Origin of the sequence: Paenarthrobacter sp. PPS72, assembly GCF_048537125.1 — a bacterium.
GTDB lineage: Bacteria > Actinomycetota > Actinomycetes > Actinomycetales > Micrococcaceae > Arthrobacter > Arthrobacter nitroguajacolicus_E.
This window is the reverse complement of the sequence record NZ_JBLYIE010000079.1, coordinates 1-8723: the sequence shown is the minus strand read 5'-3', so window position 1 is coordinate 8723 and position 8723 is coordinate 1. Positions and strand designations below refer to the sequence as shown.

Genomic DNA, 8723 nt, shown 5'->3' with positions numbered 1-8723 from the left:
CCCCGCAAGCGCTCCCTCATCGCCTACGACCACTAAATCCAATAGGACTTAATCATCTAGGCTGCCGGGGCTCCTGCTCTGTTGCTAGGCGGCCTGCCGTGCGGCGTCCCGCCACCAAGAAACTGTGGCTGCTGCGGCGTCCACGAGGGGAGTGGGTTGGAGTCCCAGGATCCGTTGGCTAGCGGCCGAGTCCATCACGAAGGGGCGCTCGAACTGATAGAGCATCTCGGCCAGCTCACGCATGTCAATCGAGAAGACGCCGGCTACCCGCAGCACCCAACCAGGCACGGCGCTCACCTTCGGGACGGACACACCTGCAGCGTCGGCGTAGGCCTCGGCCACTTCGCGCTGGGTCATTGGCTGGCCGGTGGGGGCGTGCAGCACGCTGTTCCAAAGCCCGGGCTTCAGTGCTGCGGCGATCATGGCCGCGGCCAGGTCCGGAACGTAGGTGAAGGAGTGTGGCTGATCGGCGCTTCCGATTGCCTGGATCTGCTTGCCTGCCAGCACCAGGGGAACCATTCGTTCTCCGGCATGGGCCATTTTCACTTGAGGCCCATAGAAGTCTCCGGCCACGACGCTCACGGTGTTGGCTTTGTGTGCCTCGCGTGCTTTCAGCAGCTGTACGCGGATGCCACGCTTTCCGCCGGAAGCCTCCCGAGGGCTCGATTCCGTCATGACCTGGTCCGGCTTGCTATACGAGTACAGGCTTTCAGGGAAGACGACGACGACGCCCGCGGCTGCCGCGGCATCCATCACCACTTGCTCGGCTTGCGGGAGTTCGGCGGCCCACGCTGCCGCCCTGTATGCCGAGCCGTGGATGCAGTGGAAAACTGCGGAAGCTCCGCCAACGGCGCGGGCCAACTGATCGGGATCGGAAGCGTCCACCCGCATACGCTCCACCAAGGGATGGTCGGGGCCGCTGCCAGAGCGGGTCAGGACGCGTACTTCATGGCCTTGCTCTGCGAGTTGTTCGGCCACTGTGTAACCAACAGGCCCTGCTCCGGTGACGATGTACATGGTGGTCCTTCTTTCGAGTATGTGTCAAGAAATCTAAAGGGAGAGCACTGCTCTCTCAATCAGGATGAACCAGGAAGTATTTAAAGTCAAGAGCAGTGCTCTCGCTTGTTCACAGCGCTCTCTGTTATGGCAAGCTGTGGTCATGACATCAGTCGAACCCGCTTCCGCGAAGGCCAAGGAGAAGCCTTCAACTCCCCGCGAGCGCGCCCGCGCCCAGACCATCGCAGACATCATCCGGCTAGGCAGGGAGCACCTGGCTCTTCATGGCGCAGCCGCCCTGTCCCTGCGGGCAGTCGCGAGGGATCTCGGCGTCGTTTCCTCTGCTGTGTATCGCTATGTGGAGAGCCGCGACGAACTCCTCACGCTCCTGCTGATCGACGGCTACAACGAGCTGGGCGACGAAGTAGACGCCGCCGTGGATGCCCTGCCCGAAGATGATTTCGCCGGGCGATTCAAGGCGCTCGCAAAGGCTGTCCGGGCTTGGGCCATCCGCGAGCCGGCCAGCTACGCGCTGCTCTTCGGCAGTCCCGTTCCCGGCTATCAAGCGCCGGGGGAGCGCACCACGGTTCCTGGAACCCGGGTCATCTACCGCCTGGTGAGCATCTTCGACGCCGCCTACGGCGCGGGTGCCTTGGACGCCGAGGCGACTCCCGCCGTCGTGATTCCTCCGGCTTTGGCAAAAGACCTGGCGAGCATCCGAACCGAACTGAACCTCGCGGTGCCGGACGCCTCACTGGCGCGGGGCGTGTTGGTGTGGACGTCCGTGTTTGGGGCGGTTAGTTTCGAGGTGTTCGGGCAGTATGGTCCGGACACTTTCAAGGCCCGGGACGAGCTGTTCGAGCATCAGTTGAGCATGCTTCAAGGCCTCGTGGGGCTCCAAGGCTAGGGCGCTAGAGTATTCAGATGGCTCGAGGACTTGCAGACATTGGTGCGGAAGGTGTCCTTCTGGCTGGTGCGGGCCGCGCGATCCTCCTTCAAATTGCCGACCCCCGGGTTGGGCACGGAGTTGCGGACCATAGCGACTTCGCCCACAGGCCACAGGACAGGCTTCGGGCCACGCTGACCTATGTCTACGCCGTTGTCTACGGCACGGAAGAGCAGGTCACTGCCGTTCGCCGTGCCGTCAATCGTGCCCACGCGCCGGTTCGTCGCAATGCCGACGACGCTTCGGCCGGCTACAACGCCTTCGACGCCGATTCCCAACTGTGGGTTGTCGCCACCCTTTATGACACGGCCGTCACGGTCTACGAGCAGGTTCACGGACCGCTCGACGACGAAACCGCCGATCGCATGTACGCCGACTATGCGCGGATCGGGACGGCACTGCAGCTTCCGCCGGACAAATGGCCCGCTGACCGTGCCGCCTTTGCCGCGTATTGGGACGCGCACGTGGCAACGCTGCAGCCCGACGAGAAGGCGCGCAAAATCGCCCGCGACCTGCTCTATCCGGCAGCGGGTCCGGCCATGATGCGCCTGGCCATGCCGCTGGCTCGTTTCCTCACGGCGGGGTTGTTGCCTGAACACCTTCGTGAGGGTTTCGGATTCGACTGGGGCCCGGCTCACGCGCGGCGCTTCGAACGGACCATGCGCATAGTGGGACGCGTCTATCCGAGACTGCCGCAGCGGATCCGTCACTGGCCCAGGGACTATTACCTGAGCCGACTTAGGCCAAGTGAGGCGCCGAATGGTGCGTAACTTCACCTCGGTTGAGCAGTCCATCGACGACGCCGCCCACCGCTACTTGGATCGTCCCCGCGTTGGCCGCATGCGCGGGCGGCTCACCGAGTTTGTGGTCTTCGGACTGAAGCAGGCATGGGCTTGCGTGTTCGGAGCGGCCTTGCTGGCAGTGATCATCGCGGCACGCCTCTGGTACCCGGACAACGCCGGCCTCGCCCGGAACGACTTCCTGACCATCGCCGCCGTCGTTATTCAAGTGCTCATGATCAGCTTCAAACTCGAGACGCTCCGGGAGCTGCGGGTGATCCTGCTGTTCCATGTGGTGGGGACGGTGATGGAGTTATTCAAGACGGACGTCGGGTCCTGGGCTTATGAGGCGGAAGGGGTCCTGCGGATCGGGGCCGTACCGTTGTTCAGCGGATTCATGTACGCCGCCGTGGGTTCCTATATGGTGCGCGTTTTCCGCTTGTTCGACCTCCGCTTTGACCGTTATCCGCGGCGGTGGATCACGGCCGTTGTTGCTGGCGCAATCTACGTCAACTTCTTCTCGCACCACTACATCTTCGACGCCCGCTGGGTGCTGCTGGCCGCCGTCGTGCTTGTCTACGGGCGGTGCGTGATGCACTTCAGGGTGTTCCGGCGTCGTTTCAAGATGCCGATCCTGGTGTCGTTCCTGCTGGTGGCGCTGTTCATTTGGTTTGCCGAGAACATCGGCACGTGGTCGCGTGCGTGGCTGTACCCGAACCAGCTGGAGGGTTGGCAAGCGGTCTCCATCGACAAGCTCCTGGCGTGGTTCCTGCTGATGATCATTTCGGTGGTGCTGGTGGCCTGGGTGTACAAACCGGAGCCGCTCGACGCTCCCGGAGTCGGGGAGAGCCCTACGCTTCGCCGCGTAGCGCCCTGAGTGCTGCTCGTCGCGCCTGAAGCAAGGGCTCGACGTCGGCCACCCGGGTGAGTCTGACCGCTTCCGGTGGGGGCGGGTTGCGTTGGGCGTCGATCACGATTCCGAAGCCGCCGGATGCCCCCGCGGCGAGCCAGGAGTTCTTTCCGGGCCAGAGGGAGAATTCTGTGGCAGCGCCGTCCACCGTGATGGTGATAAGCCCGCTGGGGAGGGCATTGAACATTGCATCCTGCCGCTGGAGTTCCTCCAGGTTGTGAGGGATTCCCGCCGAGGCGCGCCATCGGTTCCGGGCAGTCCCTTGGGGGTCCTGGTTGGTGGTGACCACTTCCAGCAACGGCCCTGTAGGCATGAAGGCATCGCCGTGCAGCACGCTTCCCTCGCTGCCGTCCAGTTGCCAGGATTCCAGCATCGAGGGTCCGTCCCAGTGGGTCAGCGTGAACAACGGAAGGAGATGCGCCCCGGCCCGGACCTCCTGATCCAACTGGTCGCTCATGGCCCAACTTTCTATCTTGATACTCTTCATGGTCCTCCCTGGTGCGCCGGAGGCTGACATTCAACACGCGTAAGGATGATGCACCGAGCAAAGCAAAAGAGGAGACCCGGTGGCCTCCTCTTCGTCGGTTGCGCTGCTCGGATCAATCTGCTCCCGTTGTGAACTGCTGCTGCATTCCCTGCTTGGTCTTTCCGCGGGAAAACGCAGTCGCCAGGTAGCCCCTAAGATGGCCGGCCTCTGCATAAGGATCCCGTTGCGTTGGCATTGGCTAGGACTGGGCAGCGTGGTACGCGTCAACAATTTCTTGGCGCACGCGGCCGCGGGGTGCGATCCGGTATTCGTTGAATTTGCCCAAGTGCGGATCGTCGACCGATCCTCCCGCGTTATCTGCTGTTTAGCGGAAGAGCGTCCGCTTCGGCCTTTGGTCTTCCGGGCAGCTGCGATGTAGGGCCCCAGCCCATCGGCTAGCTTTTGGAAGTTGGATTCTGATAAGTCGATGTCGTACGTGACTCCGTCCAGGCTGAGGGTGTGGGGCGTGCCTCAGGTGTCCCGTCGAGGTCATCGAAGATTTCAATAATGCGCGTTTGTGCCATGAAAGGAAGTCTACGAGCGGAAGCACGCCGTTATGCGCCAACGTTTGCGGCTGTCGCTGTTAACGGATTTGCCCGGCGCTGATGTGAGGGAACTTAGGTGAGATGGAAGCCCGAGTTGGTTCACACTTGGTGTGCTGGCTCCCAGGGCACGGTGGGTGGCCACCCAGGCGACAATACGGCGCCGATCCCCGCCATTCGCGAAGAACCATATTCTTCTGCAGTCACTATGAGAGTCAGAGCTCTCGCCGATGCTTCAGCGGGAAGAAAGCGTTCGCCCTTGCAGGTCGTTGATGTTTCCCGGGACCCGTGGATCAGGCTGGCTAGGGGAGTGCCCATCCTGAAGTATCCCGCCTCAATTGGAGACCACCAGGCCGGCTTCAGTGGTACCCGTCCTTACCCGTCCAGCAGCGTCAGCCTAAGGGGTCAAAGCATGATCTAGGTTGGGCCTTGCCTGTGGAAAACGGTGAGGCACATTTTGCCTTTGAGTTCCAGTCAATTACGCAGAATCGATGGCAAAAGGGCGTGACAAGCGGGGAATCGGAGTTCATGTTAGCCTCACCGCATCCGAAGAAAAAGCTAGAATTGGGGGGTTTTATGAATAACTCGGCATTAGTACTTGCGTCAAACAGAACTAAGATCACGCGCCCGGTCACACTGTTAGTAGCAGCGCTGCTCGCGCTGGTATTCGTGATCATGGCGTCAACGGCGGCTCAGGCCTATACCCGCCGCTACCACGCTGATTTCAACTACGCGAACCAGGTTCGAGGTAGTGGTTTCATCGACAACCTGAGCGGCGGGCAAACTCACGTCGGGTACACGCCGCCACTGGGGTTCCAATCGTATTCCTTTGGCGGCACATACAACTACGCCAACGGGAACGCTGTCTCCTACGGGCGCCAACGGCAATGCTTGGTCCTATTACGGACATGACCCATACCACTATGGTGAGAGCAAGTGCTGGTGGAACACTTCCTACCCTGAAGCGCGCCATAATCCGCAGCTTCTTTGCGATCAGTTTATTGGTTAGTAGTCAGTCAGATTCGGGGGAAAAATGAAAATTTCTAAGACGTCAGCAGTCTTCCTTTCCGTTGGCAGTGTCGCGGTTATCACCCTTGGCATCGGGGTTTCTCCGGCGCTTGCCGGAGAGCAGCGAAGCATCAGCGGGACGGATCTTGTTCCTGTTCTCGCCGCCACGCAGGTTCAAGCCGATTCCGCTGCTGCGGACAAAATGAGTAAACCGATCATCAGCCGCGTGGACAAAGCCTCTGTCAGGGTTATCGCGGTCGATGACAAAGCAACGTACTCGACTGGTCAGGACCATTCAGGCCGCGAGGTTTGCCTCATCGTCCAAACAAATAGCACGGAGCACTCGAGTACAGCGGCATGTATTGCTGTTGAAAAGTTTGTGCACAGCGGGCTTACAGCCATGGCCTCGGGCTCCGATCCAAGCTCAAAGGTCGTTGCTCACTTGTTGCCGGCAGACGTCGACACCAGTGCTCTGGCGTCCGTCCCTGCCGCCCGAGAGGCCGGAGCACTCAATCAGGTGCGTTCGGACGGACCCGGGCAGCTTGTTCTTCAGCGTCCCAACGACGGCCTCCCGGCTGTCAGTGAGCTTCCCATCGAGGGCACAGCAGACACTTTCACTTTTGTGAAGTTCCCAGAATAGGAGTCAAATGGCTATTCGAACGTTGCTGTCCAGCTTAATTTGCTTGGTCGCCCTCACCATCGTTGGTTATGTAGGCATTTTCGTCGATGCCAGTCGAGGGGGCTACGTGGTTGACCTTTTAGGTAGACCGACGGCCGGCGTTTCACCGCGTTTTCCGTGGGAACTCCAATTCGTTGTCGTAGTTATCTGCTTCACAGCGGTTCTATTGTTGCGTCAGGTCCTGGGCGGCTTGTTTGGGCTGGGAAGATTGCTCGCTGCCCTCGTTCCGGCTGTGCTCCTGACCGTGTCGTATGTCATTGGTGCGACGGTTTCAGGGGGTGAGGCCATTGTGGGTAACGTTCTTCTCAGAAGCTATATAGGTGGCTCGCAATCGCAGATGGTGCTCCTCGCCGTGGGGGCTCTGCTGGTTATGGCTCTGGTCTCAATCCAGCGGACACCGGGGTCGAGGGCAACGCCTACGAAAACGTCGGTCTCCTCGCCAGAATGACCTTCCGACAAAGGTAGACACAAGGTGTCGGGTCAAGGAGAGAGGCTGCCCCCGTGAGGGGTGCAGGCTCTCTCCTTTCGCTGTAAGGCGGACTGTCAGGTAAGGATCTTCTGAAAGTAACTGCCCGAGTATCCCGCTCCCATGGAACTGAATGACGCATAACCCCCGGCGCCCCAGTATTGAGCGTGCTGCGGGGCTTCAAAGGGAAGTAGAACATGACCAGTGCCGTGCATCTGAATTCGAAAGTCACCGACGTACTTGCTTGGGAGCGTCACAGCAGGCGAGTCGAGAATCTTCAGGCCGAGAAGCGCTTTCTTCCTTGGTGGGGACTCGTGGATGCGCTGCATATATCAAGGGCTCTCAAAGAGGCCACAGCGGCACAAGCCCGTTACGCGAAGCGTTTCACGAGCGCTGACCTTCATCGAATGGCCGAACTCATGGTCATGAGCGTGTGGCACTCCGCCGCCCCACACTTCGTTGACGGTGGAAATAGATACGGGCCAGTCGCAGAGGCCAACATTGAGGTCATCACCCAGAATGTTCACCACCGTCTGCATGAAGGCTCAGTGACTTTCCCCGAAGCCCACCTTGGGCTCGTTTCTTTAGGGTCTGCGCCCTCAATCCGCCAGCTGCTCACACCGGACTTCATCCAAGCCACTGCCCAGGAGGAAATCGACTACCGCAAAAGAGCTGCGGCATCTGATGAATTCCTCCGAGAGGAAGGTACTGCAGAGAGCGGTGCCAGGATCATGATCGTTCAGCACAAACAATCCGGGCTCAGGGCGGTTTTCACGGACACGCAAGACGGTTTCGGCGGGGTCTACTCAAAGCCCTATCGCATCGCGTCGATCGATCCTGACAAACCCGGACCGTCGAGTGACTGGGAAAGATTCGCCGGGCTCGGGATTGGAACCCGGCTGTACCGTCATGGAGCCTCAATCTGGCCAAAGCTTCGATGGCCTCATCGACCACCCAGAGCCCCTCTGCCACAGCACGCTCAGGTGAGACATTCACGACCCCGGACGGCACCTTGAGCTTTACCTACCCGACGGGCTGGACAGTCGCTCCGGCCGAAGGCGAAGCCAATGCCTACGCCGTTACTGACGCCCAAGGTAAAAAAAGAGCAGTACTGCGGGATAAGGTGTCAACGCTCGCTTACCTCAGCCTCGGCTATGGCTTCGACACAGGCTTCAGCTCACCGGTGCCAGGGATCAAAGGACCTGCCGGCCAGGACGTAAACCTGGTTGTTCAGGGATACCCAGGACAAGGGATCGGAAGCCAAGCCGCCGTCTACGGCTTGATGCCGGCAGACAGCAAAGAATCCCTCGATAGATCAGACATAGAGATCCCCGGCGGCGGATACTTCGTTTCCTTCCGAGGCCATGTGCCCACACTCGAAGGCGCCACTACTCCCAGCATGGAGCAGATAACCGCTGCGGCGAAGACCTATGCAGAGAGTGCAGAATTCCAGGAGACGGCGAAGGTCATCACATCCTTGGTACTGCACCCAGAGAAAGTCACAAGGGTTGGCTGCATTGGCGGAGGGAACCGGTACGAGAAACTCACCGGGATGTCATGTGATGAGGCCCAAGCCACCTTCGACCGCGTATCTAAGACAGGAACCCCAGTCGGTGCGCGGAACACCGAAACCTCGGACTTCATTTGCTTCTACGCCAGCGCCGGGGAAAAGCAAGCCGGACAGGCGGATGTCATCTGCCGCAGCAAGACCACACCTGACAACCTGAGCTTTGAGATATGGCCTAACTAGATGATTAAGTCCTATTGGATTTAGTGGTCGTAGGCGATGAGGGAGCGCTTGCGGGGCGCGTTGATGCGCCAGTTGTGCCAGATGCCTGCGGCGAGGGCGAGGAGTCTGGCTGCTACCCGGG

At 60.2% G+C, this 8723-nt stretch carries 10 protein-coding genes and 2 pseudogenes; 7 read left to right on the top strand and 5 right to left on the bottom strand.

Translation table 11 applies throughout. The features are described from left to right. Positions 1-84 precede the first annotated feature (84 nt). Positions 85-1017 (bottom strand): NAD-dependent epimerase/dehydratase family protein, encoded by a 933-nt coding sequence (locus ACLRGI_RS22875; protein ID WP_419203733.1) that lies wholly within the window; start codon positions 1015-1017, stop codon positions 85-87. A 142-nt stretch (positions 1018-1159) separates the two neighbouring features. Here ACLRGI_RS22875 and ACLRGI_RS22870 point away from each other — a divergent pair, with 142 nt between their 5' ends. The 3 genes from ACLRGI_RS22870 to ACLRGI_RS22860 are packed head-to-tail and all read left to right on the top strand — an operon-like array spanning position 1160 to position 3598. After that, positions 1160-1903: a TetR/AcrR family transcriptional regulator gene (locus ACLRGI_RS22870; protein WP_419203732.1), complete on the top strand. Its 744-nt coding sequence runs from the start codon at positions 1160-1162 to the stop codon at positions 1901-1903. A 17-nt stretch (positions 1904-1920) separates the two neighbouring features. Further along, positions 1921-2712, top strand: coding sequence for an oxygenase MpaB family protein (locus ACLRGI_RS22865; RefSeq protein ID WP_419203731.1), 792 nt, complete (start codon positions 1921-1923; stop codon positions 2710-2712). Continuing rightward, positions 2705-3598 (top strand): DUF817 domain-containing protein, encoded by an 894-nt coding sequence (locus ACLRGI_RS22860; RefSeq protein WP_419203735.1) that lies wholly within the window; start codon positions 2705-2707, stop codon positions 3596-3598. The genes ACLRGI_RS22865 and ACLRGI_RS22860 overlap by 8 nt, the downstream gene beginning before the upstream one ends. On the opposite strand, the gene ACLRGI_RS22855 is transcribed toward ACLRGI_RS22860, so the two are convergent. The 3 genes and pseudogenes from ACLRGI_RS22855 to ACLRGI_RS22845 form a co-directional block, all read right to left on the bottom strand. Beyond that, positions 3573-4088, bottom strand: a complete 516-nt coding sequence (locus tag ACLRGI_RS22855; protein ID WP_419203730.1) for a hypothetical protein — start codon at positions 4086-4088, stop codon at positions 3573-3575. The genes ACLRGI_RS22860 and ACLRGI_RS22855 overlap by 26 nt on opposite strands. 268 nt (positions 4089-4356) lie before the next feature. Further along, positions 4357-4443, bottom strand: coding sequence for an Lsr2 family DNA-binding protein (locus tag ACLRGI_RS22850; protein WP_419203734.1), 87 nt, complete (start codon positions 4441-4443; stop codon positions 4357-4359). 80 nt (positions 4444-4523) lie between these two features. Further along, positions 4524-4607, bottom strand: a pseudogene (locus ACLRGI_RS22845) (Lsr2 dimerization domain-containing protein); the annotation flags it as partial. Between the two features lie 521 nt (positions 4608-5128). Between ACLRGI_RS22845 and ACLRGI_RS22840 the strand changes: the two are divergent. From ACLRGI_RS22840 to ACLRGI_RS22825, 4 genes are all read left to right on the top strand, one after another. Further along, complete coding sequence (locus tag ACLRGI_RS22840) at positions 5129-5611, top strand: hypothetical protein (RefSeq protein ID WP_419203729.1); 483 nt, start codon at positions 5129-5131, stop codon at positions 5609-5611. Positions 5612-5732: 121 nt separating this feature from the next. After that, positions 5733-6347 carry a hypothetical protein gene (locus tag ACLRGI_RS22835; RefSeq protein ID WP_419203728.1) on the top strand — a complete coding sequence of 205 codons (615 nt, stop codon included), beginning with the start codon at positions 5733-5735 and terminating at the stop codon, positions 6345-6347. Positions 6348-6354: 7 nt separating this feature from the next. Beyond that, on the top strand, positions 6355-6834 hold the full coding sequence (locus tag ACLRGI_RS22830; protein ID WP_419203727.1) for a hypothetical protein: 480 nt from the start codon (positions 6355-6357) through the stop codon (positions 6832-6834). 955 nt (positions 6835-7789) lie between these two features. Then, positions 7790-8602: a hypothetical protein gene (locus tag ACLRGI_RS22825; RefSeq protein WP_419203726.1), complete on the top strand. Its 813-nt coding sequence runs from the start codon at positions 7790-7792 to the stop codon at positions 8600-8602. 20 nt (positions 8603-8622) lie between these two features. Here ACLRGI_RS22825 and ACLRGI_RS22820 read toward each other — a convergent pair. Beyond that, positions 8623-8723, bottom strand: a pseudogene (locus ACLRGI_RS22820) (IS982 family transposase); the annotation flags it as partial.

Coding starts and splice junctions, on each gene's coding strand:
- ACLRGI_RS22865 (WP_419203731.1), top strand. CDS start 1,921: ATGGCTCGAGGACTTGCAGACATTGGTGCGGAAGGTGTCCTTCTGGCT.
- ACLRGI_RS22835 (WP_419203728.1), top strand. CDS start 5,733: ATGAAAATTTCTAAGACGTCAGCAGTCTTCCTTTCCGTTGGCAGTGTC.
- ACLRGI_RS22855 (WP_419203730.1), bottom strand. CDS start 4,088: ATGAGCGACCAGTTGGATCAGGAGGTCCGGGCCGGGGCGCATCTCCTT.
- ACLRGI_RS22830 (WP_419203727.1), top strand. CDS start 6,355: ATGGCTATTCGAACGTTGCTGTCCAGCTTAATTTGCTTGGTCGCCCTC.
- ACLRGI_RS22825 (WP_419203726.1), top strand. CDS start 7,790: ATGGCCTCATCGACCACCCAGAGCCCCTCTGCCACAGCACGCTCAGGT.
- ACLRGI_RS22875 (WP_419203733.1), bottom strand. CDS start 1,017: ATGTACATCGTCACCGGAGCAGGGCCTGTTGGTTACACAGTGGCCGAA.
- ACLRGI_RS22870 (WP_419203732.1), top strand. CDS start 1,160: ATGACATCAGTCGAACCCGCTTCCGCGAAGGCCAAGGAGAAGCCTTCA.